22 protein-coding genes and 2 tRNA genes are annotated in these 26,644 nt (G+C 68.0%); 17 read left to right on the top strand and 7 right to left on the bottom strand.

Annotated elements, in window-relative coordinates; translation table 11 throughout:
* Positions 1-17 precede the first annotated feature (17 nt).
* Both QZ588_RS08650 and cowN read left to right on the top strand, forming a co-directional pair.
* Positions 18-986, top strand: a complete 969-nt coding sequence (locus QZ588_RS08650) for a metallophosphoesterase family protein (protein WP_295541767.1) — start codon at positions 18-20, stop codon at positions 984-986.
* Positions 987-1,270: 284 nt separating this feature from the next.
* Positions 1,271-1,570 carry a N(2)-fixation sustaining protein CowN gene (gene cowN / locus QZ588_RS08645; RefSeq protein WP_295541765.1) on the top strand — a complete coding sequence of 100 codons (300 nt, stop codon included), beginning with the start codon at positions 1,271-1,273 and terminating at the stop codon, positions 1,568-1,570.
* Between the two features lie 39 nt (positions 1,571-1,609).
* Here cowN and uvrA read toward each other — a convergent pair whose 3' ends face one another.
* On the bottom strand, positions 1,610-4,447 hold the full coding sequence (gene uvrA / locus QZ588_RS08640) for an excinuclease ABC subunit UvrA (protein ID WP_295541763.1): 2,838 nt from the start codon (positions 4,445-4,447) through the stop codon (positions 1,610-1,612).
* Between the two features lie 138 nt (positions 4,448-4,585).
* A complete protein-coding gene (gene htpX / locus QZ588_RS08635; protein WP_295541762.1) occupies positions 4,586-5,461 on the bottom strand; it encodes a protease HtpX in 876 nt (291 codons plus the stop codon).
* Between the two features lie 210 nt (positions 5,462-5,671).
* On the opposite strand from htpX, the gene QZ588_RS08630 reads away from it, so the two are divergent.
* The 3 genes from QZ588_RS08630 to QZ588_RS08620 all read left to right on the top strand — a co-directional run bounded on the left by QZ588_RS08630 (position 5,672) and on the right by QZ588_RS08620 (position 6,608).
* A tRNA-Ala gene (locus tag QZ588_RS08630) sits at positions 5,672-5,747 on the top strand.
* A 71-nt stretch (positions 5,748-5,818) separates the two neighbouring features.
* A tRNA-Glu gene (locus QZ588_RS08625) sits at positions 5,819-5,894 on the top strand.
* 207 nt (positions 5,895-6,101) lie between these two features.
* On the top strand, positions 6,102-6,608 hold the full coding sequence (locus tag QZ588_RS08620; protein ID WP_295541760.1) for a hypothetical protein: 507 nt from the start codon (positions 6,102-6,104) through the stop codon (positions 6,606-6,608).
* Between the two features lie 123 nt (positions 6,609-6,731).
* On the opposite strand, the gene QZ588_RS08615 is transcribed toward QZ588_RS08620, so the two are convergent.
* Entirely contained in the window at positions 6,732-7,313 is a 582-nt protein-coding gene (locus QZ588_RS08615; RefSeq protein WP_295541758.1) for a lipid-binding SYLF domain-containing protein, read from the bottom strand.
* Between the two features lie 266 nt (positions 7,314-7,579).
* Between QZ588_RS08615 and QZ588_RS08610 the strand changes: the two genes are divergently transcribed.
* On the top strand, positions 7,580-7,903 hold the full coding sequence (locus QZ588_RS08610) for a multidrug efflux SMR transporter (protein ID WP_295541818.1): 324 nt from the start codon (positions 7,580-7,582) through the stop codon (positions 7,901-7,903).
* A gap of 74 nt (positions 7,904-7,977) precedes the next feature.
* Here QZ588_RS08610 and QZ588_RS08605 read toward each other — a convergent pair whose 3' ends face one another.
* Positions 7,978-8,559 carry a Fe-Mn family superoxide dismutase gene (locus tag QZ588_RS08605; protein WP_295541756.1) on the bottom strand — a complete coding sequence of 194 codons (582 nt, stop codon included), beginning with the start codon at positions 8,557-8,559 and terminating at the stop codon, positions 7,978-7,980.
* Between the two features lie 241 nt (positions 8,560-8,800).
* Between QZ588_RS08605 and QZ588_RS08600 the strand changes: the two genes are divergently transcribed.
* From QZ588_RS08600 to grxD, 3 genes are all read left to right on the top strand, one after another.
* Entirely contained in the window at positions 8,801-10,372 is a 1,572-nt protein-coding gene (locus QZ588_RS08600) for a hydantoinase B/oxoprolinase family protein (protein WP_295541754.1), read from the top strand.
* A gap of 65 nt (positions 10,373-10,437) precedes the next feature.
* A complete protein-coding gene (locus tag QZ588_RS08595; protein WP_295541752.1) occupies positions 10,438-12,237 on the top strand; it encodes an N-acetylglutaminylglutamine amidotransferase in 1,800 nt (599 codons plus the stop codon).
* A 289-nt stretch (positions 12,238-12,526) separates the two neighbouring features.
* On the top strand, positions 12,527-12,868 hold the full coding sequence (grxD, locus tag QZ588_RS08590) for a Grx4 family monothiol glutaredoxin (protein WP_295541750.1): 342 nt from the start codon (positions 12,527-12,529) through the stop codon (positions 12,866-12,868).
* Positions 12,869-12,946: 78 nt separating this feature from the next.
* Here the strand turns inward: grxD and rnt are convergent, their stop codons facing one another.
* Entirely contained in the window at positions 12,947-13,609 is a 663-nt protein-coding gene (gene rnt, locus QZ588_RS08585) for a ribonuclease T (RefSeq protein ID WP_295541748.1), read from the bottom strand.
* Positions 13,610-13,704: 95 nt separating this feature from the next.
* Here rnt and QZ588_RS08580 point away from each other — a divergent pair, with 95 nt between their 5' ends.
* From QZ588_RS08580 to QZ588_RS08545, 8 genes are all read left to right on the top strand, one after another.
* Entirely contained in the window at positions 13,705-14,652 is a 948-nt protein-coding gene (locus QZ588_RS08580) for a TraB/GumN family protein (RefSeq protein ID WP_295541746.1), read from the top strand.
* Positions 14,653-14,779: 127 nt separating this feature from the next.
* Positions 14,780-15,544: a VacJ family lipoprotein gene (locus QZ588_RS08575; protein WP_295541744.1), complete on the top strand. Its 765-nt coding sequence runs from the start codon at positions 14,780-14,782 to the stop codon at positions 15,542-15,544.
* Positions 15,545-15,766: 222 nt separating this feature from the next.
* On the top strand, positions 15,767-18,904 hold the full coding sequence (locus tag QZ588_RS08570) for an error-prone DNA polymerase (RefSeq protein WP_295541742.1): 3,138 nt from the start codon (positions 15,767-15,769) through the stop codon (positions 18,902-18,904).
* A 70-nt stretch (positions 18,905-18,974) separates the two neighbouring features.
* Positions 18,975-20,942 carry a DUF294 nucleotidyltransferase-like domain-containing protein gene (locus QZ588_RS08565; RefSeq protein WP_295541740.1) on the top strand — a complete coding sequence of 656 codons (1,968 nt, stop codon included), beginning with the start codon at positions 18,975-18,977 and terminating at the stop codon, positions 20,940-20,942.
* A gap of 174 nt (positions 20,943-21,116) precedes the next feature.
* Positions 21,117-21,782, top strand: coding sequence for a 3'-5' exonuclease (locus QZ588_RS08560; protein WP_295541738.1), 666 nt, complete (start codon positions 21,117-21,119; stop codon positions 21,780-21,782).
* A 186-nt stretch (positions 21,783-21,968) separates the two neighbouring features.
* Complete coding sequence (locus tag QZ588_RS08555) at positions 21,969-23,144, top strand: putative zinc-binding metallopeptidase (RefSeq protein ID WP_295541736.1); 1,176 nt, start codon at positions 21,969-21,971, stop codon at positions 23,142-23,144.
* Between the two features lie 190 nt (positions 23,145-23,334).
* Positions 23,335-24,111 carry a molybdopterin-binding protein gene (locus QZ588_RS08550; RefSeq protein WP_295541735.1) on the top strand — a complete coding sequence of 259 codons (777 nt, stop codon included), beginning with the start codon at positions 23,335-23,337 and terminating at the stop codon, positions 24,109-24,111.
* A gap of 428 nt (positions 24,112-24,539) precedes the next feature.
* On the top strand, positions 24,540-25,175 hold the full coding sequence (locus tag QZ588_RS08545) for a heme-binding protein (RefSeq protein WP_295541733.1): 636 nt from the start codon (positions 24,540-24,542) through the stop codon (positions 25,173-25,175).
* A gap of 204 nt (positions 25,176-25,379) precedes the next feature.
* On the opposite strand, the gene moeB is transcribed toward QZ588_RS08545, so the two are convergent.
* On the bottom strand, positions 25,380-26,144 hold the full coding sequence (gene moeB, locus QZ588_RS08540; RefSeq protein WP_295541732.1) for a molybdopterin-synthase adenylyltransferase MoeB: 765 nt from the start codon (positions 26,142-26,144) through the stop codon (positions 25,380-25,382).
* 53 nt (positions 26,145-26,197) lie between these two features.
* On the bottom strand, positions 26,198-26,605 hold the full coding sequence (locus QZ588_RS08535) for a hypothetical protein (protein ID WP_295541730.1): 408 nt from the start codon (positions 26,603-26,605) through the stop codon (positions 26,198-26,200).
* Between the last annotated feature and the right edge of the window lie 39 nt (positions 26,606-26,644).

Below are 26,644 nucleotides of genomic sequence, written 5' to 3'. Positions count from 1 at the left end.
CAGACCCCAGGCCTCCTATGATGCTTTTCGGCTCGACATTCCGCTGTCTGCCCGGGCGTCCATGGCTCGGCTTCGTGCTCGTCACCGCGCTGTTGGCAACGCCGGCGGCGGCTGAGCCCCTACGCTTCTTCGCGCTCGGCGATCTGCCCTATTCGGACGCCGAAGCGGCGCTGCTCGGGCGCCTGTTGGCCCAGGCCGCCGCCGAGGACCCCGCCTTCATCGTCCACGTCGGCGACATCAAGGGTGGCGGTCAGCCCTGCACCGATGCCCGTAACCGCGCCGTCGCGCAGTTGTTCCAGGAGCAGCCCGTGCCGGTCATCTATACACCCGGTGACAACGAATGGACCGACTGCCACCGCGCCGCCGCGGGTGGCCTGGATCCGCTGGCGCGCCTCGCCAGTGTGCGCCGAATGTTCTTCAGCGACCCCGCCGTGCTGCACAACGCCAGTCTCGGGCTCGAGGCCCCGCAGGCGGCGTTTCCCGAGAATGCCTGGTTCATCCGCGATGATGTCCTCTTCGTGGTGCTCCACATCGTCGGCAGCAATAACGGTTGGCAGCCCCGGGATGCGCAGGCGCAGGCGGCATTTCGGACGCGCACCGATGCCAATCGGGCACTGCTCGCCCGGGCGCTGGACGCCGGGCAGGCCGCCGGCGTCGGCGCCGCAGTGCTGATCTTCCATGCCAATCCGCTGTTCGAGCAGCCGGGCAAACGCGGCTTTGCGCCCTTCAAGCAGGGCCTGCGGCAGCTGCTGGCGGATTTCGAGGGCCCGTTGTTGCTGCTGCATGGCGATACTCACAGCTACAAATTCGATCGGCCCCTGCGGGATCCGGTCAGCGGCGAGCCCCTGGCCCGCGTCCAGCGTCTCGAAGTCCCAGGCTCGCCCTTCGTGGCCGGCGTCAGGGTGAGCGTCGACCTGGATGCCGCGCCCGTTTTCAGTGTCCGCACCCTCCTTCCGAGCGCCGGTGAGGATTGGCTGCAGCGCTAGGGCGTCCCGGGCGGATTGCCGGTGTGCATTGCTCGGCGAGTGTTGGCGCGCAACGTGCTTAAACAATTCGGCTGGCAGCCAGTGCCCTCCGCATTGGCAGCTAAAGCGCTGATGGCAAAGCCATCGGCGTTTTGCGTGCCGGCCGCCATGCAGGCTTGCCGACGCCGGGCGCGCGTGTTTGTCGGGTCTGCGTCGGGCATCCGCCATGGCGACCGGTGTTCTCGGACCGCCTTTCCTCCGGTGGGGAAGGGCTTCAAAGCGAACCACCCGAAACCCAGGTACTCATGACTGCATCCCGCCAGCCCGAAGCGCTTGACCGCTACCTCAGCTTCATCGGCCTCGATTGTGATGGAAAAGCCGAACGCTTGGCCGCCGCCATGCGCGAGGCGCTGGACCGCGACGCCGACGCCGTCGATCCCTTCTGGCACTATTTTCGCGCCAAGCTCGACGGCGAGCGCGGCCCTGCCCATGACGCGCTCTATCACATCCACGCCAACCTCAACCCGGTGCGCGAGATGTTGCTTCGCGCCGAGCGCCCCGACCTGCTGGAGCGCTTGGAGAGCCTTGAGCACGAGTGCTGCTGAGGGCCGCGTCGGCGGTCCGCCGGACCGCCGCCTACGGCATCACCAGCCGCGCGCCAACAGGGGTGCGAGGAAGCGCCCGGTGTGGGAGGCGTCGGTGGCTGCGATCTGCTCCGGCGTCCCCGCGGCGACGATCTCGCCGCCCTTGTCGCCGCCCTCGGGGCCGAGGTCGATGATCCAGTCAGCGGTTTTGATGACGTCCAGGTTGTGCTCGATGACGACCACGGTGTTGCCGGCGTCGCGCAGCTTGTGCAGCACCGCGAGCAGATGTTGTACGTCATGGAAGTGCAGCCCGGTGGTGGGCTCGTCCAGGATGTACAGCGTGCGGCCGGTGTCGCGCTTGGAGAGCTCGCGGGCGAGCTTCACCCGCTGCGCCTCGCCGCCGGACAGGGTCACGGCATTCTGGCCCAGGCGCAGGTAGCCCAGGCCCACGTCCACCAGCGTGCGCAGCTTGCGGTGGATCACCGGCACCGGCAGAAAGAACGTCAGGGCGTCTTCCACCGTCAGGTCCAGCACCTCATCGATGGTCTTGCCCTTGTAGCGGATCTCCAGCGTCTCGCGGTTGTAGCGCCGCCCGCGGCAGGCGTCGCATTGCACGTAGACGTCCGGCAGGAAATGCATCTCCACGCGGATGAGCCCGTCGCCCTTGCAGGCCTCGCAGCGCCCCCCCTTGACATTGAAGCTGAAGCGCCCGGGACCGTAGCCGCGGGAGCGGGCCTCGGGCACATTGGCGAACAGTTCGCGGATGAGGTTGAACACGCCCGTATAGGTGGCCGGGTTGGAGCGCGGGGTGCGGCCGATGGGGCTCTGGTCGATGTCGACCACCTTGTCGAAGTGCTCGAGGCCCTGGATCTCGGTGTGGGCGGCGGCGCGCAGTCCAGCGCCGTTGAGGCGCCGGGCGGCGGCGGGGTAGAGGGTGTCGTTCACCAGTGTGGACTTGCCGGAGCCGGACACACCCGTGACGCAGCAGAAGGTGCCGACGGGTATGGCGGCATCGATACCGCGCAGGTTGTTGCCGGTGGCGCCGCGGATGATCAAATGGTTGCCGTCTGCGGCCGGCTGGCGCGTGGCGGGGATCTCGATGCGCAGGGCGCCGGACAGATAGCGGCCAGTGAGGGAGCTCGGGTCGGCGGCGATCTCCGCCGCGGTGCCTGCGGCCACCAGCGCACCGCCGTGGGCACCGGCGCCGGGGCCTAAGTCCACCACATGGTCGGCGGCGCGGATGGCATCGGCGTCGTGCTCGACGACGATGACGGTGTTGCCGAGGTCGCGCAGGCGTGTGAGGGTGCCCAGCAGGCGTTCGTTGTCGCGCTGGTGCAGGCCGATGCTGGGCTCGTCCAGGATATACATCACGCCCACCAGCCCGGCGCCGATCTGGCTGGCGAGGCGAATCCGCTGCGCCTCGCCGCCCGAGAGAGTCTCGGCGCTGCGCGCCAGGGTGAGATAGTCCAGGCCCACGTCGGCAAGGAAGCGCAGCCGTTGGGTGATCTCCTGCAGCACTTTGTCGGCGATGGCCGCGCGCTGACCCGTGAGACGCCCGCCCGTGCGCAGCGCGTCGAGCCACGCGAGCGACGCGCCCACCGGCATCGCCGAGACGGCCCCCAGATCCTTGCCGGCCACCAGGACGTTGCGCGCGGCGGGGTTGAGCCGGGCGCCGCCACAGGCGGGGCAGGGACGGTTGGAGATGAAGCGGGCCAGTTCCTCGCGCACCGCCGGCGAGTCCGTCTCCCGGTAGCGCCGCCGCATGTGGCCGAGCACGCCCTCGAAGGCGCGCTGCTTGCCGGCGCCGCGCTCGTGCGGCAGCTTGAGCTTGAGCTTTTCATCGCCGCTGCCATGGAGCACCAGGTCGCGGGCGAAGGGCGCCAGATCCTGCCAGGGCAGGTCCAGCTCGAAGCCGAAGTGTGCCGCCAGGGCCTTGAGCATTTGGTGGTAGTAGCCGTTGCGGCGGTCCCAGCCGCGGATGGCGCCGTCGGCGAGGCTCAGCGTTGGCGCGGCCACGACCTTGGCCGGGTCGAAGTATTGCTCCACGCCGAGGCCGTCGCAGGCGGGGCAGGCGCCGGCGGGGTTGTTGAAGGAGAACAGCCGCGGTTCCAGCTCTGCCAGGCTCCAGCTGCACACCGGGCAGGCGAAATTGGCGGAGAAGGTCTCGGGCTCGGCGTCGGGGGCGTCCATGGCGGCGAGCCGCACGCCGCCGCCGGAGAGCTTGAGCGCCGTCTCGATGGATTCGGCGAGCCGCAGCTGCAGGTCGGGGCGCACCCGGAAGCGGTCCACCACCACGTCGATGGTGTGCTTCTTTTTGGCGTCCAGCTGCGGCGGGTCGTCCAGCTCGTAGAGGGTGCCGTCGATGCGCGCGCGCACGAAGCCCTGGGCGTTCAGCTCGGTGAGCAGGTGCTGGTACTCGCCCTTGCGCGCGGCCACCAGCGGGGCCAGCAGCATCAGGCGCTCGCCTTCGGGATGGCTCAGGATCTGGTCCACCATCTGCTGCACGGTCTGCGCCGACAGGGGCTCGGCGTGCGTCGGGCAGTGGGGCGTGCCCACCCGCGCATACAGCAGGCGCAGGTAGTCGTGGATCTCGGTGATGGTGCCGACGGTGGAGCGGGGGTTGTGGGAGGTGGTCTTCTGCTCGATGGCGATGGCCGGCGACAGGCCCTCGATGAGGTCCACGTCCGGCTTGTCCATCGTGGACAGGAACTGCCGCGCATAGGCGGACAGAGACTCCACGTAACGGCGCTGGCCTTCGGCGTAGATGGTGTCGAAGGCCAGCGACGATTTGCCCGATCCGGACAGGCCGGTGATCACCACCAGCCGATCCCGCGGCAGGTCGAGGCTCAGGTCCTTGAGGTTGTGCGTGCGCGCCCCGCGGATGCGGATAGACTCCATGTGTGACAGCACTCCCGGCGCTTGCTTGGACAGGATTGACGCGGTCACCGCCGGCGAGACGCAGGCGGGGCGCCGTCGCCGGACGCACCGGCGACGCCCCGGGCGCTCGCCGGCGACGGCTGGCCGATGCAGCGGACCTCAGGTACGCCCCGCGGCCTCCAGCGCCGCGATGCGATCCTGCAACGGCGGATGGCTCGAGAAGAGCTTCTTCAGGCCGTCGCCGATGTTGCCGGAGATGCCAAAGGCGGCGAACTCGCCGGCGGGCAGATCGTGCGGCTCGTGCACCCGCTGCAACGCGCGCAGGGCGGCGATCATGCGCTCGCGCCCGGCGAGGTGCGCCCCGCCCGCATCGGCGCGGAATTCACGGAAGCGCGAGAACCACATGACAATGATGGATGCGAGAACGCCGAGCACGATTTCGGCGATGATCGAGACGACGAAGTAGCCGATGCCAACGCCGCCGCTGTCGTCGTTGCCGCGCAGCGCGGAGTCCACGACGCCGCCGATGACCCGCGCGAGCACGATCACGAAGGTGTTGAGCACGCCCTGGATGAGGGCCAGGGTCACCATGTCGCCGTTGGCGACGTGGCTGATCTCGTGGCCTACCACGGCCTCCACCTCGTCACGGTTCATGTGCTGCAGCAGGCCGGTGCTGACGGCCACCAGGGCGTCGTTGCGGTTCCAGCCGGTGGCGAAGGCGTTCGGGTCCGGCTGGTCGAAAATGCCCACCTCGGGCATGCGGATGCCGCTTTGCTCGGATTGCTTGCGCACGACCTCGAACAGCCATTGCTCGAACGGCGTCTGCGGCTGCTCGATGATCTGCACCCCCATGGAGCGCTTGGCGAGCCACTTGGACATGAGCAGCGAGACCATGGAGCCGCCGAAGCCGAGCACGAGGGCGAAGATCAGCAGCCCGCTGCCGGTGCGTGACGACAGGCCGAGGATGCTCAACACGATGTAGAGCACAGTCACGATCGCAAAGTTGGTCGCGACGAACAACAAGACTCTCAACATCTGCAGGGTTCTCCCAGTGGAAAGCGATGGGTTGGAAAGGGACGAGTCGGTTCTTGGCGAGGAAATTCCAGCGACAATAAAATGGATGCCAGCATCCACCGGCGCAAGTAAGCCGCGGGCCGTGGCGGCGCGCAGCAGCTGCCGCGCCTGCAAGCGGCGTCATCAGGGGTAGACAGCCGTGCAAGTCCTGATTATACTGCGCAGCTCACTGGGGCCATAGCTCAGCTGGGAGAGCGCAACACTGGCAGTGTTGAGGTCGGCGGTTCGATCCCGCCTGGCTCCACCAAATCCAAGCGGCTCGAATCATCGGCCGGCCGCCACGGTGACCGGCCGCTTTTTCGTCCGATCCACGTTCAGGTCCCCATCGTCTAGAGGCCTAGGACACCGCCCTTTCACGGCGGCAACCGGGGTTCGAATCCCCGTGGGGACGCCACATCAACCGCGTCGAGGCGGTCATGGATCACCGCCTCGCAAGGCTTGGCATCGTACCCGATGCCGCCACCCCCCCTCCGGCTCCCGGCTCGCATCCCCCCAGTTCGTGTCCACCAGAGCGCCTCTCCTCAGGTGACAGTTCCTCGGTCTCATGCCGTTGGGCGCGAGCGACCCGCTTGGTCAGATGATGACGTAACCTGGAAAGACGATGACCCCGCAGTTTGTTCCATCCTTGTTGGTTGTGCTCACGGGCCTGCTCGGCACCCAGACTGTTGGCGCAGAGGGCGTGGGGCGACCCCAGGGGGTCTTGCATGCGTTTAGCCGCACTGCACAGGCCGTTACCGGCGATATCACCTTGACGCCGGGCCCGGCTACCCGCGATGGGCCCGAGACGGTGACAGTGACGTTCGCGACCGGACGCGAGACGCGCCTGTTATCGGAGGGGGAGGTGTTGGGCCATTGGGACGGCGGGGATGCCAAGCGCCAGCATGCGGAGATCCTGCGGTTCGAACAGGATCCCGGCGGCTTGCTGCAAGACAATACCCTTTGTGGGAATGTGCAGACACATCCCGCACGATACGCCGCCTTGTATCAGGCAGATCGCGTTGGTGACGGCGGGCGATCGTTGATTGGCCTGGCCGTCTTCACCGCACGAGTGCCGCCGTCGAGCATCGACAGCGACGGCCTTTGTGCAACCTACTACTACGAGCCCTGAGTCGACGACCACTCTGCTCTCAATGGCACATGTCCTGTCACCTGGCCCATCACTGCGAGCATGGTGACAAGGGTTGGACGACGACCAGTGACCGGCAACCGGGTCGCGCCGCATAGCCGAGGGTCAAAGAGGCTTGTAACTGAATTTCTGGCCGGCAATGCTCGCTTCGTACATCAGCCCGCCCTTGGCGACGGTGAATACCGCCATACCCTTGTAGTAGCGCCCCGAGGTGGCGGCGTCGTATTCACTGCCGCCGGCGCTCACGGAACTGCCTGTGGTGCGAGCCGCCGCCGAGACGCTCGCGGTGACCGCCACCGCCTCGGCCTGGGCTGAGAACTCGAAATCGCCGCTGGTGAATTCCTCGAAGGCGCGCCGGTCTTGCAGGAAGACGATCATGCTGTAAGCCTGGCCGCCGAGCTGCCAGCCGATGCTAAGCTGGGTGACGCTGGTCTTGCCGACCGGCCTGGAATCGCCGGTGAGGTAGACCATACCCGTGCCGAAGGCGCCACCGACACCGATACCCGCCTTGCCGACGACGGGAAAAACGGCATACGCATAGCTGCTATCGAAGAAGCGCGCACTTTCACCGGCCTCGCGAAAGATGTCGGCGGTGGCCTCGTACTTGTCCGCCTTCGCCGCGGTAGCGGGCAACATGAAGACACAGGCGACGAGTAGATGCTTGAGGAAGGATGCTGGCGTGGACATGAGGCGCTGAGATCGCAAGTACTGAGCACGCGGTTGCGCACGTCAGTGGGTTGGTTGAATGTTAGGGTGAGCCCCTAATGATACAGATGGACAGTCGGAGCCTGCCGGAAGACGACCGGACCCTTGCCTGGGCCCTGCCGCGACGGGGCCTTGGAGCCGGTGCGACATGCCGCCCCGGCGTTAGCTGCCGGGCATAGCCGGTCGATTCACCACGGGACAGGCGGGATCGGAGTGTATCGATATCTCCGGGAGGTCGCGACATGTCGATGGCATGGATTTACCTGATCGCCGCTGGTCTGTTCGAGTGGGGCTGGCCCGTGGGACTCAAGCTCGGCATGGCGGAGTCGGGTGCCCGCTGGGGGTGGCTTGGCTTTTCGGTGGCTTGTATTGCCGCCAGCGGCACGCTACTGCTGTTGGCACAGCGCACAATCCCCATGGGCACCGCTTATGCGGTTTGGACGGGCATCGGTGCGGTTGGCACCTTCGCCCTCGGGCTGTTGTTGTTCGGGGAGCCCGCCAGTCTGGCTCGCATGTTCTTCGTCGGACTCATCGTCGTCGGCATCGTCGGCCTCAAGCTCGCATCGCCGTAAGAGCCAAAAAGCTGCCCGACGCTCGCGCGTCGGGCGGTTGCTGGCGGCGGTCTTGGGCCGAGCGCCGGCGCAGGTCAGCCCGCGTAGTTTGCGCCGACGAAGTCCCAATGCACCTTGTCCCAGATCGCATCCAGGTATTTGGGCCGGGCGTTACGGTAGTCGATGTAGTATGCGTGCTCCCACACATCGATGGTGAGGAGCGGCGTCAGGCCGTCGGTCATCGGGTTGCCGGCATTGGACGTGTTGTGAATGTCCACGCCACCGTCCGCGGTCTTCACCAGCCAGGTCCAGCCGGAGCCGAAGTTGGTGGCCGCAGACTGGTTGAATGCCTGCTTGAACGCGTCGAACGAGCCCCACTTGGCCGTGATGGCATCGGCGAGGGCACCGGTGGGCTCACCGCCGCCGTTTGGGCTCAGGCAATTCCAGTAGAAGGTGTGGTTCCACACCTGGGCCGCGTTGTTGAAGATACCGCCCGCGGCCTTTTTGATGATCTCCTCAAGGGACAGGCCTTCGAACTCGGTGCCCGGGATCAGATTGTTCAGATTGTTGACGTAGGTCTGATGATGCTTACCGTAGTGGTAGTCGAGGGTCTCCGCGGAGATCACGGGCTCCAGGGCGTTCTTTTCGTAGGGGAGGGCGGGGAGCTCATGGGCCATGATTCGTCTCCTGATGGCTGCGTGATGGGGCGTTCGCCTGCTTGAGCGGCGGCTGCGTTCGATGCGGCAATTTTGTGCCCGCCATGGGGTTTCTCAAGGTGTCGCCGGCGCGCCCCCGTCAGGTTCCGGGTCAGGTCCGGGTCAGGCCCCATGCGGCTTTGCCGTGGCACGGGCGGTGTGTGACGATACCGCCTGCAGAAACCGCCTGCAGTGACCAAAAGCCCAGCGTTGACGCTATGCCATGAATGCCATCCAGCTCAGTCTGTTCGTCAGCCGCCTTACCGCCGTGTGCGACGAGATGGCGGCGGTGCTGCGTAACGCGGCGTTGTCCCCCAACATCCGCGACCGCCTCGATTTCTCCTGCGCCGTCTTCGATGCCGGCGGCGCCCTCTGCGCCCAGGCGGCGCATATCCCGGTACACCTCGGCAGCATGGCCTACGCCATGGCTGACCTGGTCGCACGCTTCGACTGGGCCGACGGCGACATGGTGATCGTCAACGATCCCTTCCTCGGCGGCACCCACCTGCCGGACGTGACGGTGATCGCGCCGGTGTTCGTGTCCGCCGCCGGGGAGACGACACCGCCGGCGCTCGTCGGCTTCGTCGCCAACCGCGCCCACCACGCCGACATCGGCGCGAGCACGCCGGGCTCCATGCCCATCTCGGGGCGGCTGGAGGAGGAGGGCGTGATCATCCCGCCGCAGCGGCTGGTGTGCGCCGGGGCCGTCGACGACGCGGTCCTGTCCGCCATCACCGCCCGCACGCGCAACCCTGACCACGCGCGCGGCGATGTCTTTGCGCAGATGGCGGCGAACCGCGCCGGCAGGGCTCGGGTTGCCGAGCTGGCGGCGGCCGCCGGCCGCGACGCCTTCGCCGACGGGCTGCGGACCATGAACGACTACGGCGAGCGCCTGGCGCGACAAACCGTGCTCGCCATTCCGGATGGCTGCTATGTCTTCGAGGACCTGCTCGACGACGATGGCAAGGGACAGGTGGACATCCCGCTCCGGCTGACGCTCACCATCGCCGGCGACCAGGCGCGTTGCGATTTCACCGGCACCGCGTCCCAGGTGGCGGGCAACGTCAACTGTCCCCTCGCGGTGGCGGCGGCTGCGGTGTTCTACTGCTTCCGCTGCCTGATGCCGCCCGAGACCCCGGCCTGTGCCGGGGCATTGCGGCCCATCACCGTGGATGCGCCGGCGGGCTGCCTGGTGCATGCGCGGCGGCCGGCGGCGGTGGCCGCCGGCAACGTGGAGACCAGCAGTCGCGTCGTGGACCTGGTGCTGGGCGCGCTGGCGCAGGCCGAGAACGCGCAGTGGCATGGCCGGATTCCGGCGGCGAGCCACGGCAGCATGAATAACCTGGCCCTGGGTGGCATGCGCGACGGCGCGCCCTGGGATTATTACGAGACCATCGGCGGCGGTATGGGCGCCGGTGCCGCCGGCGGCGGGCTTTCCGGCGTGCAAACCCACATGACCAACACCCTGAACACGCCCATCGAGGCCATCGAGTCCCGTTTTCCGCTGCGGGTCACGCGCTATGCCATCCGTAACGGCTCCGGCGGCGCCGGCGGGCGCACCGGCGGCGACGGCCTGATCCGGGAGCTCGAATGCCTGGCGCCGGCCCACGCGACCGTCATCGGCGAGCGTCGCCGGCATGCGCCCTGGGGGCTCGAGGGCGGTCGCCCGGGCGCGCGCGGCGCCCAATGGCTCAACGACCGGCCGCTGACGGGCAAGGTGGCGCTGGAACTGGCGCCCGGAGACCGGCTTCGCATCGAGACCGCCGGCGGCGGCGGTTACGGCGCTGCGGATTAGCAGGGGCCGCCGCGGTTCGACGCCCGCGCCGCCGGCACCTCACCCAATCGACCCAGGAGACCCCCATGTGCGGTATTTGCGGCGAACTGCGCCTCGACGGTGCGCCGGCAGACCTGACAGCCATCGGCCGCATGCTGGGGCCGTTGACGCGACGCGGACCGGATCACGGTGGCAGCTACAGCGACGGGCCCCTCGGCTTCGGCCATCGTCGGCTCGCCATCATCGATCTCTCGGTGCGGGCCAACCAGCCCATGGTGGACCAGGGGCTGGGCTGCGCGCTGGTGTTCAACGGCAGCATCTACAACTACCCCGAGCTGCGCCGGGAACTGCTCGGGCTGGGCTACCAGTTCTTCTCCGACGGTGACACCGAGGTCATCCTCAAGGCGTGGCATGCCTGGGGTGAAGACTGTGTCGCCCGGCTGCACGGCATGTTCGCCTTCGCGATCTGGGATGCGAATCGTCAGTGCCTGTTCCTGGCCCGCGACCGCTTTGGCATCAAGCCGCTGTACTGGACCCAGGACGGCGAGCGCATGCGCTTCGCCTCGAGCCCGCAAGCCCTGCTCGCCGCCGGCGGCGTGGATACCTCCATCGATCCGGTGGCCCTGCACAACCTCTTCACGCTGCACGCGGTGGTGCCCGCGCCGCGGACCATCCTGAACGGTGTGCGCAAGCTCGCGCCGGCGCATTGGCTGCGCATCGACGCGGACGGCCGGCGTCGCGAGCGTGCCTACTGGCAATTGGACGCGACGCGCCCGGCGGCGGGCGGCGGCTGGCCCCAATCCGACCAGGAATGGGTGGAGCTGATCCAGCAGAACCTGCGGCGCGCCGTGCAAAAGCGCCTGGAGATCGCCGATGTGCCGGTGGGCGTGCTGCTCTCCGGTGGGCTGGATTCGAGTCTGCTGGTGGCGCTGTTGGCGGAGCAGGGCGCACGCGACCTGCACACCTTCTCCGTCGGCTTCGAAGACACGCCGGAGGAGGCGGGTAGCGAGTTCGAGTATTCCGACCCCGTGGCCGCGCGCTACGACACCCGACACCATCGCTTCCGAGTCCCCAACAGCCAGGTGCTGCGCCGGCTGCCGGAGGCGGTGGACGCCATGGCCGAGCCCATGTTCGGCCAGGATGCCGTCGCCTTCTATCTGCTGGCCGAGCAGGTGTCGCGGGACATCAAGGTGGTGCAGTCGGGGCAGGGCGCAGACGAGGTCTTCGGCGGCTATTTCTGGTATCCGCGCATCGCCGCCGACGCCGACGGCAGCCCGGTCGACAAGCTCCGCCGCCACTACTTCGACCGCGACCACGAGGAATACCTGGCGCTGGTCACCGACCCCTACGCCGGTGCCGACCACACCGGCGCCTGGGCCGCCGGGCGTCTGGCGGAGCCCCTGGCGGATGAAGTGATCGACGCCGTGCTGCGGCTCGATGTCACCACGCTCATCGTCGATGATCCGGTCAAGCGCGTGGACAACATGACCATGGCGTGGGGCCTGGAGGCGCGCGTCCCGTTCCTGGATCATCAGCTGGTGGAGGTCGCCGCCCGCTGTCCGCCGGCGCTCAAGCTGCGCGACGCGGGGAAGTGGCCGCTCAAGGCCATCGCCCGCGGACGGCTGCCGGACGCGGTTATCGACCGGCCCAAGGGCTACTTCCCGATGCCGGCGCTGAAGTACGTCCGCGGCGAGTTTTTCGAGTTCATGCGCGACATCCTGGACTCTCGGCAGTGTCGTCAGCGCGGCATCTATCGGCGCGAGTATGTGGCGCGGCTCCTCGCCGCGCCGGATCAGCATCACACCCGCATCCAGGGCAGCAAGCTCTGGCATCTGGCCCTGCTGGAATACTGGCTGCAGCGCCACGTCGACGCACAGCCTGCCTGAGCGTCGCCGACGTTGCGGACACCAGCAAAACCAAGTAAATTGCTCAGGAATGGTGGGCTCACGCATCTGGGCGCAGGCGGCGGCATGGCCGTTCGACCCGCCCGGTGGCGGGTCAGGATGCCCTTGCGTTGCTGCGCCAACCGCCCGCGGCCCCCGCGCGCCCGTCGCTGAATCAGCGCGACGCAGCGCTCGGGCCAAGGGCGGAAGGTCTGGCTGAGCATCGCTTGATAAGCGCTCCGACAATCCCACCTCCCCCCGCATCCAACAACGCTCCTGCCGAGGTATTGTGATGGACGTGCTCGAACGCATCGACCAACAGGTCAAGAACAACCCGATCGTCATCTACATGAAAGGAACGCCGCAGATGCCCCAGTGCGGCTTCTCCATGCGTGCGGCGCAGGCGCTCGGCAGCACGGGCGTAGCCTTCGCGTACGTCAACGTGCTGCAGGATCCGGAGATCTTCGAGAACCTGCCGCGCTATGCGGACTGGCCCACTTTCCCGCAGATCTATATCGACGGCGAGCTGGTCGGCGGCTGCGATATCACACTCGAGATGTTCGAGAATGGCGAGCTCAAGACCATGATGGAACAGGCCACAGCGAAGACCGAAGGCAACGACAACGCCGCCTGAGCGCAGCATGTGCGCTGCGCGGCGTCACCGCATCGCCGGGCGGCGGCGCGGTGATGCGAGCGCTGCAGCAGCGGCGGCTCAGTCGCCGCCGCCGCGCGGCATCCGCCACTGATTGACGATGGTACAAAACAGCGCAGCGGTCTTCTCGGCATCGTACACGGCCGAATGGGCCTCGCTGTTGTCCCAGTCAAGACCGGCGGCTTGCGCCGCCTTCGCCAACACCGTCTGGCCGTAGGCGACGCCCGCGAGCGTGACGGTATCGAATACGCTGAAGGCGTGGAACGGGTCGCGCTTGAAGCCCGTGCGCTCCACGGCCGCCTTGAGAAATCCGAGGTCGAAGTGGGCGTTATGCCCCACCAATATGGCCCTCGTGCAACCCTGGCTGCCGACGGCTTTGCGAATCGGGCCCAGGATATGCCGGAGTGCATCGCGCTCGGACACCGCATCCCGAAACGGATGATGCGGGTCGATTTTGTTGAACGCCAAAGCCCGTGGGTCGAGGTCGGCGCCGATGAAGGGCAGCACATGACACGCCAGTGTTTGTCCCGGCACGAGCCGACCGGCCTCGTCCATGCGAATGATGATGGCGGCGATCTCGAGCAGTGCATGACGCCGGGCGTCGAAGCCCGCGGTCTCGACGTCCACCACCACCGGCAAGAAGCCACGGAAGCGTCTGGCGATGGCGGGCGGCCCATCGGGCTCGTCATTCGGGTCGGGGGGGGCTAGCGCATTCAGATCCATGTAGCCAGGATACGGAGTCGGGGCACGGGACGCCAAGCCCCGTTGCGACGACGCAGCCATTGGCGCTTGCGTCCATCGGTCTGAACGCCCTGCGGATGCGAGATACCCGATCAACGCTGATACCGACGCGGCGCACCGTGGTCGCCGCTAGCGTGCATCGCCCTGTGCGCCTGCTGGCGCTCGCGCTGCTGCTCGCGGTGGCCGTCGTCGGCACTGCCAAGGCCCGTGACGAGCCGGTGGCGCATACCAAGGGCCTGCTGTTCGAGCTGACACCGCCTGCGGCCGAGACACCGAGCTGGCTGTTTGCCACCATGCACACCGAAGACCCGCGCGTATTGCGTCTCGCCGAGCCGGTGGCCGACGCCCTGGCCGCCGCCGACGCCTTGGTGCTGGAAGTGGTGCCGGATGCGGCTTCAGTGCGCGCCGCCGCACGGGCCATGCGACTGCCCGGTGATACGGCGCTCGCGGATCTGCTGCCGCCTGCGCTGTATCGGCGCTGCGTGCAGGCGCTCACCACGCGCGGGCTGCCCGATGCGCTGACGCGCAAACTGAAGCCCTGGGCCGTGATGACCATCCTCAGCACGCCTCCGGCGCGCACCGGCGTGTTCCTCGATCGGCGCTTGTACCAGCGCGCACAAGCCGATGCCAAGCCCATACTCGGTCTCGAGACCACGGCGGAGCAGCTCGCGGTTTTCGAGCAACTACACGCCGATGAGCAGATTGCACTGCTGCGCGCCGCGATTGCCGCCCAAGGCGAGCGCGAGCGGGTGTTCGAGGCACTCATCGACGCCTATCTCCGCGGCGCGCTGGATGAACTGCTTGCGTTGAGCGAGGACCGTGTGCCCGGGCTCGAGCCGCGGTTGCAACGCCGCCTGCGCGAGATGCTCATCGACAGCCGTAACCGACGGCTGTTGGCGCGTATCCGGGCATTGCCGGCGCAGCGGGGTTACTTCATCGCCGTCGGCGCGCTCCACTTACCGGGTGCGCAGGGCCTGCTGGCCGGCCTGCACGCCGCAGACTACCAGGTGCGGCGTTTGCACTGACTGCGCCGGTGGGTTTGGCGCCCGAGCGCCCGCCAGGCGCGATCGATCCCGAATCTGCCATGGACCCTGTGTTAACATCCGCGCCGTCGTGCCGCAGGGAATCGGCTAACCCCGGGAGGCAGAGTGCATGCGCAGATGGCTCAACTGTGCCGCCACCGTGCTGACGGTGTCGCTGTTTGTCGGTGGCTGCGCGTCGCTGCCACCCGAGTATCGCGATCCACAGGATCCGTGGCAGCCGTTCAATCGTGCGGTGTTCAGGTTCAATACCGACTTTGACAATGCCTTTCTGAAGCCGGCCGCCGAAGGCTATCGGTTCATCACGCCGGAGCCCGTCGACGAGGGCATCACCAACTTCTTCAACAACATCGCCGATGCCACCTCGGCGGTGAACAATGTGCTGCAGTTCAAGCTCTCGCGAGCCGGCAGCGACGTGGGCCGCGTATTCATCAACACCACGGTCGGCTTCGTCGGCTTCTTCGATGTCGCGAGCAACGTCGGTCTGCCGAGCTACAAGGAAGATTTCGGGCAGACCCTGGGGTATTGGGGCTTCGGGGCCGGCCCCTTCGTCGTGCTCCCCATCCTGGGTCCGAGCAACGTTCGCGATACCTTTGGCTTGGCGGGCGATATCGTGCTCGACCCCTTCTTCAATCTGCGCAAAGACGAAATCTACTGGGGCTTCGTGACGCTGCGCATCATCGACCGACGTGCAGAACTGCTCGCCGCGGGGGATCTGATCGACGCCGCGGCCATCGATCCCTACACCCTCGTGCGGGATGCCTATCTCCAGCGGCGACGCAGCCTCGTGTTCGACGGTGATCCGCCCGCAAGCGAGGAGGATCCCATGCTCTGGGACGATCTGCCGGCGCCCACCCCCGAAGACGGCGAGTACTGACGCGAGCGTCAGTCCCACGCACCGCCTACCGGCACCGTCGAGTCAGCGGGGCTGGCATTTGGTGCGGCTCCAGTGTGGTGCCCTGCGCCCCGCATCCGCAGCCGACGATCGTCGTATTCATGACAACGACTCCCGCGTCGCCGGGTTGCGGGCGGCGTCCTGCGCCACCCCCTGGCTGCGACCTGCTAAACTGTCATTATTGACAGTTACCCGTCCCCGCCCATGGTGCTTGCCCCGCGGCTGGCGTATGCAGAGCTCCATTGCCGCACCTGCTTTAGCTTTCTGTCTGCGGCCTCGCGTCCGCAGGAACTCGTGCGCACTGCGGCCCGGCTCGGCTACCGGGCGCTGGCCATCACGGATCTCTGTTCGCTGGCGGGGGTGGTGCGCGCCCACGAGGAAGCCCGGGCGCTGGGGCTGAAGCTCCTCATCGGCAGCGAGCTCGCCTGCCAAGACGGACCGCGCCTGGTGGTGCTGGCGGCGGACCTGGCGGGCTATCGCAACCTCTCCCGGCTCATCTCCCGCGCCCGGCGGCGGGCGCCCAAGGGGCACTGGCAGATGCTGGCCGCGGACCTGGATGCCGGGCTCGATGGCTGTCTGATCCTCTGGCTGCCGGACCCCGATGCGCCGCCGGGTGCCGAGGAGGAATGGGGACACCGGTTGGCGGCGCGCTTCGCCGACCGCTGCTGGATCGGCGTCGCACTGCACCGCACCGGCGACGACGCCGGCAGGCTCAGGCGGCTGCGTCGGCTCGGTACGCGCACCGGCCTGCCGCTGACCGCGGTGGGCGGGGCACTGATGCACGTGGCCGAGCGCCGCGCCCTGCTGGATGTGATGACCGCCATCCGCAGGGGCGCCACGGTGGCGGACGGCGCCGCCGAGCGCCAGAACCGCGAGCAGTACCTGCGTCCATTGGACAGCCTCGCACGCTTCTATCCCCGGGATCTGTTGGCGGAGACCATCCGCATTGCCGAGCGCTGCGGCTTCACGCTGGATGCCATCCGTTACGAATACCCGCAAGAGCTGGTGCCCGCCGGCGAGACGCCGGGCTCGCATCTGCGCAGGCTCACCGAGCAGGGCGCAGCCAAGCGCTTTCCGCAAGGTGTGCCCGCCAAGGTCCGCGGGCAGATCGAGCACGAGCTCGGCCTCATCGATGAGCTGGCCTATGCACCCTTCTTCCTCACGGTGCATGACATCGTCCGCTTCGCCCGTGCGCGCGGCATCCTCTGTCAGGGGCGGGGCTCGGCGGCCAACTCGGCCGTGTGCTACTGCCTCGGGATCACGGAGGTGGACCCGGCGCGCATGGACATGCTGTTCGAGCGCTTCGTCTCCCGCGAGCGCAATGAGCCGCCGGACATCGACGTCGACTTCGAGCACCAGCGCCGCGAGGAGGTCATCCAGTACGTCTACGCCAAGTATGGTCGTGACCGGGCGGCGCTGGCGGCGACGGTGGTCGCCTACCGACCCAAGAGCGCCGTGCGTGATGTGGGCAAGGCACTCGGCTTGTCGCCCGATCAAATCGACCGCCTCGCGGGCAACATCAACTGGTGGGACGGCCAGCAGATACCGCCGCAGCGGCTGCGCGAGGTCGGGCTCGATCCCCGCAACCCGCGCATCATGATGCTCATGCGCCTGGTGCACGCGCTGATCGGCATGCCGCGGCATCTGTCTCAGCATGTGGGCGGCTTCGTCATCGCCCGCCGGCGTCTGGACGAGTTGGTGCCCATCGAGAACGCGGCCATGGACGGGCGCAGTGTCATCCAATGGGATAAGGACGACCTGCACGCCCTGGGCCTGCTCAAGGTGGACTGCCTGGCGCTGGGGATGCTGAGCGCCATCCGCCGGGCGCTGGCGCTGGTGAGCGCCTGTCGCGGCAGCGTGCTCAGCGTCGCCGATATCCCCGCCGAAGACCCGGACGTCTACGCCATGATCCAGCGCGGCGAGACTACCGGTGTCTTTCAGATCGAGTCCCGCGCGCAGATGGCGATGCTGCCGCGGCTGCGGCCGGCCTGCTTCTATGACCTGGTCATCGAGGTGGCCATCGTCCGCCCCGGGCCCATCCAGGGCGACATGGTGCATCCGTACCTGCGCCGCCGCCAGGGTCTGGAGCCCGTGACCTACCCATCGGCGGCGGTGGCGGCGGTGCTCGGGCGCACCCTCGGCGTGCCCATCTTCCAGGAGCAGGTGATCCAGGTGGCCATGGTGGCCGCCGGCTTCGATGCCGGTGAGGCGGACCAGGTGCGCCGCTCCATGGCCGCCTGGCGCCGCCGCGGCGGCATGGCGCACATCCGCGGGCGGCTCATCGACGGTATGGTACAGCGTGGCTACAGCCGCGCATTCGCCGAGCAGATCTACAAGCAGATTCTGGGCTTCGGCGAGTATGGCTTCCCGGAGTCCCATGCCGCGAGCTTCGCGCTGCTGGTCTATGTCTCCGCCTGGCTCAAGCATCACGAGCCGGCGGCCTTCTTCGCGGCGCTGATCAACAGCCAGCCCATGGGCTTCTATGCCCCGGCGCAGCTGGTGCGCGAGGCGCGCCGGCAAGGCGTCGAGGTGCGGGCGGTGGATGTGCGCGACAGCCACTGGGACTGCACGCTGGAGCGGCCCGCGCCGGGCACGGCCCGGCAGCCGGCGCTGCGACTGGGCCTGCGGCTGGTGAAGGGCCTGTCCCAGGCCGCTGCCGAGCGGCTGGTGGCCACCCGCGCCGACCCCGGCTGGCAAACCCTGGATGCGCTGCGCGCGCGGGCGCGGCTGGACAGGCGCGACCTCAAGGTCCTGGCGGGCGCCGATGCGCTCGCCGGACTCGCCGGCGATCGGCACCAGGCGCGCTGGCAGGTGGCGCGGCAAACGCTCACAACGGGTCTGTCACGGCCGCAAACGGAGGCACAAGCCAGCCTGCCGCTGCCGCCGCCCCCCGAGCCGGCCTTGCCACCGCTGAGCAAGCCCACGGAAGGCCGGAATATCGTCGCCGACTATGCGAGCCTCGGCCTCAGCCTGCGTCGCCACCCGCTGGCCCTCCTGCGCGGGCGCCTCACGGGCTTGGGCCTCGGTAGCGCCGAGGATGTGGCGGCCACCGTCGCCGGTGAGCAGGTCAGCACCGCCGGTCTCGTCATCAACCGCCAGCGCCCGGCATCCGCCAACAACGTTACCTTCGTCACCCTGGAAGACGAAACCGGGCAGGTGAATCTGATCATCTGGAACCGCCTCGCCGAGCGCCAGCGGCGTATTCTGCTCGGCGCCCGGCTCATGGGCGTGCGCGGCGAAGTGCAGCGCGAGGCCGGCGTGACGCACGTCGTCGCCCGGCAGTTGCTGGACTATTCGCAGCTGCTCGGCGGGCTGCTCGTGACGTCGCGGGATTTTCACTGAATCGACGGGGCATTGTCCTTAGACACCGCGCGACCTCAGCGCCTTGGATTCGGCTACCATCCGCGCACCCGTGCAACCGCGCGCCATCGAAGCCAACCCGCGCCCCGCCGTGAAGACCGCCAGCATTGCCCATCGTGTCGTGGACTTTCTGCACCGATGGCCGCCATTTCAGTATTTCGATGACGACGAGCTGTTCTCGCTCGTGGGTGCCGGGCGCGTGGTCTTCCACGAGCGCGACGAGCTGGTGTTCATGCAGGGGCGCAAGCGCAAGCCCTATGTTTATGTCATCCAGCAAGGCGCGGTGCGCCTGGAAGAGCAGCGCGAGGACGGCGTCGAGCAGCTGCGGGACGTGCGTGCAGAGGGGGATCTGCTGGGCATTGGCCGCTACCTCGGCTTCGGCGAGCACGTCTACACGGCACGCACGGAGACCGACGTCATCCTGTATGCCCTGCCGGCGGAGGCCTTCTGGGAGACCGTCAAGCGCCATCCACGGGCGAGCCGATTCCTGGCGACCTATTTTTCCGTCGCCATCCTGCCGCCGGCGCTGGAAATGCGCGAGGAGCGCAGCGATGAGCTGCGGTTGGGCCGACGGCCGGTGGATTGGATGGCGCGCCCCGTCGACCAGCCGTCGCGCCCGCTGACCTGCCTGCCGGACACCGCCGCGCGCGACGTGGCGCGGCTACTCGCCGAGCGGGATGCCGCGGCGGCCGTGGTGATCGATGGCAGAGGCGCTCCCCGGGGCGTCGTCACCCCCCGCATCCTGAGTGATGAGGTGGCGAGCGGTCGGCAGCCACCCGACATCCCGGCGAAGGCGCTGATGCAACGGGTGTCCGCCGTGGCGGCGCCCGGTCTGGAGGCGGGGGACTACCTCATGCGCATGCTCGATCAGCAAACCGATCACCTGGTGCTCACCGCCGATGGCCGCCTGGATGGGCCTTTCTCCGGCGTGCTCACCCGACGCGACCTGACCCGGGTGGAGGGTGCCGCGCCCCTGGCGCTCATCGAGGACATGGCCCGCGCGCCGCGCATTTCGGAGCTCGCCGCGCTGCGGGTGCAGGCCGAGGGTGTGCTCGCGGCGGGGCTCGCCGATCCGGAGGCCACCCGCTGGCTTGCGCCCATGGCGGGGGCCTTCAATGCCGCCGTCCTGCGGCGTGCGGTGATACTGGTGGAGGGCGGTCTCGCCGACCAGGGTCTGGCGTCGCCGGGCCTGGACCACTGCTGGGTCTTTTTCGGCTCCGCGGCTCGCAACGAGCTTTTCACCCGTCACGATCTCGACTGCGGCCTGATCTACGACGACCCCGACCCAGACCATGCCCGTGGTGCCCGCGCCTATTTCCTGGAGCTCGGCCGGCGGGTGAGTGCGGCGTTGGCGGCTTGCGGTTTCGTCACCAGCACCAAGGCCATCAGCGCCGGGCATCCGAGCGCCTGCCGCTCGGTGCACGAGTGGGAGGCGGCTTTCAGCGACTGGATCCAGCAGCCCCTGGAGAGCTGTGTCTACCGGGCGACCTCGCTGTTCGATCTACGCCCGGTGCACGGCGACTGCCGGTTGGTACAGCGCCTGGCGCGCCACATCCACAGTGAGGAGGATCGTCATCCGCGCTTCGTGCCGCTGTTGTTGGAAGACTCCATGGCCAATCTGCCGCCGCTCACCTTCTTCCGCGATCTGGTGGTGGACGACGAGGGCGGCTACCGGGAAGTGCTGGACCTGCTGCGGGCGACGCTGCAGCCCATCGTCGACATCGCGCGCGCGTTGGCATTGGATTGCGGTCGGCAGGCGCCGACGACACTGGATCGTCTGACGATGCTGACGCCGGAGGACGATGATGCGGCACGCCTGATCGAGGAGACCGCGGCGGCCTTTCGCAATGCCCTGTACCATCGCGCCCGCACCGGCCTGACCACCGGCACCGATGGCAGCCGGGTGGACCCGGCGAAGCTGACCCGTCTGGAGCAGAATCTGCTCAAGTCCGGCTTTCGCACCGTGCTGCGGCTGATGGAGTATACGGGGCGGCGCTATGGGCTGAAGCCGCGGCGCTGAAGCCGTCGGCAGGGTCGCCGGTGCGCTGGTCAAGCCTGGCCGCTGGCGCCGCCACCGGCACGGTCTGCGGGGCGCAGGCTGTCGGTGTACCGTTCGGACGAGTCTGACGATACGATGGGGAACCTTGGCATTGGGTCCGATACGATGGCAAGCCCGCCTGATGGAACGGAGCGCATGGTGAGCGCGCTCGCCCGGGCGTTATCCGGGTACCAGGCCGCCTTCGCCGGTACATGGCCGGAGACGAGCGCCCTCGCGAGCGTACGTTTCGTCGTGCTGGACTGCGAGACCACCGGCTTGGATCCGAGGCGCGACCGGATCGTCAGCATCGGTGCCATTGCGGTGACCGGCGGCGAAATCGACCTCGGCGATACCTTCGAGGCCCTGCTGCGGGTGCTGCACAACACCGCTGCCACCCTGGTCCACGGCATTACCCGGGACGAGACCCGCGAGGGCATCGGCGAGGACGAGGCACTGGCGGGCCTGCTGCGCTACCTGCAAGATGGCGTCATCGTCGGGCATCACATCGGCCATGACCTGGCCATGATCGATGCCGCGCTCGAGCGACAGGGAGCCCCCGGCCTGTTGAATCGGCGGCTCGACACGGGCGAGCTGGCGCTCCTGCTGGAGGCCGACGGCGCGCTCGCCGGCCGGCAGCCACTCCAGGACCTATCCCTGGATGGTCTTTGCCGGCACTTCGAGATCGTGCCCTATGATCGCCATACGGCGCCCGGTGACGCCTTTCTCACCGCGCAGATTTTGTTGCGGATGCTGCGGCTCGCGGCCAGACATGGGCGTCCAACGCTGGCGGATCTGCTCGAGAAGCCGACCGCACCGGAGTGAGGGGACAGGGCCTCGTGCCGCTCACCGCAGCCCCTGGCGTCGTCCGCGCCCGTTGTCGCCATCGCCATCGCCGTCGGTGGCGTCGTCCCGCGCGGTGATCCGCCCGACGCATGGGCCCAGACGGTCTCGCGAATACTGCGCACGTCCGCAATCCTTCACCTCCATCCGCCACGGGGCCCAACTCCCATGCGTACCTTCGCCTGCCAGGTCTGCGCTCAGCCCGTTTACTTCGAGAATTCGCGCTGCACTTACTGCGGCGCCACCCTCGGCTTTCTGCCCGAGCGCCAGCGGCTGTCGGCGCTGGAGCAGGGGCAGGATGGCTTATGGCGCGTGCCGCAGCCGCAGCCGGCGGCCGCCGAGCGCGCGGCGGCGCCGCTGCTCTTTGCGCGATGGTTCGGTAAGCGTCCGGCGCCGGCGGCGGCACCGGTGGCGCTGACGCCGACGGCGCCGCGCGCCTACCGCAAGTGCGTCAATTACGCACAGCACGAGGTCTGCAACTGGATGGTGCCGGCCGACAGTGAGCAGGCGTTTTGCCTCGCCTGCCAGCCGAATCAAATCATTCCGAACCTCGCCCGACCCGGCAATCTGGACAAGTGGTACCGGCTCGAGCGCAGTAAGCGGCGTCTGAGCTACGGGCTGCTGCGGCTCGGCCTGCCCGTGCACACCAAGGCGCAGGACCCGGCAGGTGGGCTCGGCTTCGCCTTCCTGTCCCCGCAGGAGACAAATCCAGGCGAGCCCGTGCTGACCGGTCACGCCAACGGGCTCATTACCATCAACATCGACGAGGCGCACGCGCCCACCCGCGAGCAGGTGCGCCTGGATATGGACGAGCAGTACCGCACCCTGCTCGGCCATTTCCGCCATGAGATCGGCCACTATTATTGGGACCGGCTGATCCGCGACGGCGGCCGGCTGGAGGCCTTCCGCGCCCACTTCGGCGATGAGCAGCGGGACTACGGCGGGGCGTTGGATGCCCACCATGCCAATGGCCCGCCGGCGGACTGGCAAGCCCGTTTCGTCAGCGCCTATGCGGCGTCGCATCCGTGGGAGGACTGGTCCGAGACCTTTGCGCATTATCTGCACATCGTCGACACTCTGGAAACCAGCGAGCATTTCGGCGTGCGGATCGAGCAGCGGCTGCCCGATGGCACGGTGCAACGCTCGGATCCAGACTTCGATCCTTACACCATCGACGATTTTCAGCCCATCATCGACGCGTGGATGCCGCTGACCTTTGCCCTCAACAGCCTGAGCCGCAGCATGGGGCAGCCGGATCTGTATCCCTTCGTGCTGTCCGCGCCGGTGATCGAGAAACTTGCGTATGTGCACCGGGTGGTGCGTGAGAGCCGGGTGCGGGGCTGAGTGGCTCGCATCGGCGCCCCCGGTGTCGCCGGCGCCCGGGCGCCGTCGAGCTTGCTGACAAGACGCCGCCAGCGGCTACCCGACCCACGGCAGTCCGCGCCGAGCATCGATCGATCCAGGTAGACTTGTATCCGGCGTGCCTGGCGCCTCGCGCCTGCGATGCGGCGCCGATCATCACCGAGAAGCCTGTATGAGTCATACCGCGCAACCGGGCCGCCGCTTCGGCCTCATCGTCATCGGTGACGAAATCCTCGTCGGCCATCGCAGCGACAAGCACCTGCCGGCTTTCAGGGACATGCTGTCCGCCTGCGGCCACGGCCTCGCTTGGTGCTGGATCCTCCCCGACGACCCGGACCTGCTGACACGGCAGCTGACGGACTCCATGGCAGCGGGTCTGCCCGTGTTCTGCTGCGGCGGTATCGGCGCGACCCCGGATGACCATACCCGGGCGTGTGCCGCCGCCGCCGCCGGCGTTGCGCTGGAGCGCCATGCGCAGGCGCTCACCCTCATCGAGGATCGCTTCGGCGCCGAGGCCTATCCGTACCGGGTGCTGATGGCCGATCTGCCGGCCGGTGCCCAGCTGATTCCCAACCCGGTCAACCAGATCCCGGGCTTCATGATCCGAGAGCATTGGTTCCTGCCCGGCTTCCCGCGGATGGCCTGGCCCATGGCACAGTGGGTGCTCGAGACGCAGTATCCGGCGGCTGTGCCGCCCCGGGAGGCCGCACTCATGGTGCAAGGCGCCCCGGAGAGCAGACTGATCCCGCTGATGCGCGCGCTCGACGGTACCTTCCCGGGCCTCAAGCACTTCAGTCTGCCGCACATCGGTGATGATCCGCAGGATCGGTACGTGCTGCTCGGCTTCCGCGGCGTCGGCGACCTGGAGGCCGCTCTGGCGGCGCTGCGCGACGCGCTGGATGCGGAGGGCATCGCTTACGGCCCGCCGCCTGGGGACGCGCGGGATTAGTCCGGGACAGGGCTTGCCCGCGCGGCGCACCGGCACGCGACGCGCACGATCTTCGCAGCGAGTGCTTTGTCGCTCGCGGCCGCGCGCTGGCCAGAATCCCGGCATTGTCGTTTGCCGAGAATCAGCATGTCCCGTGCTCAACCGACGCAACGCCGATCTCGATGCACTCCTCGCCGATTGCTGGGCCTGGGTGGCCTGCAAGTGCTGGCCTCCGCCGGCGCCATCGCGGTCCTCGGCTGGGTGTTGATGGAGCACTGGCAGCACCCGATCAATGCAGACTTGCCTTCGGCGGCGCAGCCCCGACGTCCGCCACCATGAGAAAGACGTTCGATGCCGCGTTCCACGCCGCCAAACGCGTCGCTGCGCGCCCAATGCGCACCGGTGCACTGGCGATTCTTCTGTTGATTGGCGCTATTCCCGCTGCCCTCATGGCCACTGAAGAGCCAAGCCATCGCGTCATCAAGACCTATCCGGCGTTCGAGCTGCGCCGATATGCGCCGCACCTGGTTGCAGAGACGGTGGTCGATGCTGGATTCGACAAGGCGGGCAACCGTGCTTTCGGCCGTCTCGCAGACTATATCCTCGGCAAAAATCGCGGCGAGCAGAAGATCGAGATGACGGCCCCGGTGACCCAGCAGCCGGCGGACCCCGGCGGCGGCGGGGAGCGAACGGAACAGCAGGCGGGAGGCCAGAAGATCGAGATGACGGCACCGGTCACCCAGCGGCCGGCGGGCAACGCGCCAAGCACCACGGCGGTGGGCGCGGACCGCTACGTGGTGAGCTTCGTGATGCCGCAGCGCTTTACGCTGGAGAGTCTGCCGGAGCCCATCGATCCGCGCATCGAGCTGCGCCGGGAGCCCGAGCGGCTGATGGCGGTGCGTCGCTACTCCGGACGCTGGACCAAGGAGAATTATCAGCGCGAAGAGCGCGAACTGCTGCAGGCCGTGCGCAAGCACGGCTATGAGCCCGTGGGCACACCGATCTACGCACGCTACAACTCGCCCTTCTCGCTGTGGTTCATGCGCCGCAACGAGGTGATGGTGGAGGTGCGTGAGCGTGAGTGATACGCGGCCCCGACCTGGCCGCGGGCTAGACAACCCAAGGACAGTCTATCCGCGGCCTGGGTAGACCTCGTTGCGCATGTCCACAGTGCGGCAGCGTCCTGAGGCGCCACGGCAGTGCAGACTGAGCCGCCGCACAACCAGCCGTTGCATGATCCTCAGCAGCGACTGCTTGTCGAGCGATGGGCTCTCCGGCGCAGGCCGGAATCAGGTGGGCGCATGCTGCGTATCCTGACCGCAGATGGCGCAATTGGGGTCGGGCGGTATGCGCAGGCGCCGCCACTCCATGGTGAGCGCATCCAGCAGCAGCAGGCGCCCGAACAGGGGCTCGCCAAGCCCCGTCAGGATCTTGATGGCCTCCGCCGCCTGCATGCTGCCGATGATGCCCACCAGCGGCGCCAGCACGCCTTCGCGAGCACAGGTCTCGCCACCGCCGCCGAGGTCCGGGTAGAGGCAGCGGTAGCAGGGTGCGCCGGCGCGGCCGGAGAAGCAGGCGATCTGGCCTTCGGTGCGCACAGCCGCGCCTGAAACCAGCGGGATGCCGGCGCCGACGCAGGCGGCGTTGATGGCGTCGCGGGTGGCGAAATTGTCGCTGCAGTCACAGACCAGATCCACCGTTGGTATCAGCTCGGCGAGTCGTGTCGCATTGAGCGCGCCCTTGATGGGCAGCAGCGAGACCTCTGGATTCAGCGCCCGCAGGGTCGCGACGGCGGAATCGGCTTTGGCCTGGCCGATGCGCTCGGTATTGTGGAGGATTTGCCGCTGCAGATTGGACAGATCCACGGCGTCGAAGTCCGCCAGTACCAACTCGCCCACACCCGCGGCGGCCAGGTACATGGCCACCGGCGAGCCGAGACCGCCGAGCCCGGCGATAAGCACCCGCGATGCCAGCAGCGCCTGCTGGCCGGGCGCATCGAAGCCTGGCAGCAGCAGGTGCCGGGAATAGCGCGCCCGCTCGGTGTCACCGAGCACGCGCGGGGCAAACGTCCGGTCTCGCTCTGCGTCGCTCGCCACTCGCCGCCGCCTCAAAGATACCGGCGCCAGTGCTCCGGACGCGGGTCACGGCAGCCGTGCTCCAGGGCTTGGTAGCGCTTGGCGAAGACGCGCTTGGTGCAGTTGCTGTTGCGCTTGCATCCGGCGTTCTCGCGGAAGGTGTCTTCGGTGTAGTAGTACAGGCCCCGGCGTAGCCGGTAGAGCAGGCCGTTGTCCAGATGCAGCCCCAGCTCGTGCAAGGCTGCTTCCAGCTCCTGCAGACAGGTGCGGGTCAGGTCATAGCTGATGTTGAGCACAATGGGGGTCTGCGGGTCGGCGGTGAGCACGCCGTCCACGGCGACCAGAAAATCCGCGGCGGTGCGGGCGTCGTTGCGCTCCGGATGCAGATCGCGGAAGTTGATCTGCCGGTGCTTGATGCGATCTGACTCGGGGATATCCATGAGCAAAGTATGCTAACGGCGTTGGGGCCGGTGTCAATC

Source organism: uncultured Thiohalocapsa sp., from assembly GCF_913062725.1.
Lineage (GTDB): Bacteria > Pseudomonadota > Gammaproteobacteria > Chromatiales > Chromatiaceae > Thiohalocapsa.
The sequence above is the reverse complement of the archived record's forward strand: the minus strand, read 5'-3'. Positions and strand labels throughout refer to the sequence as shown.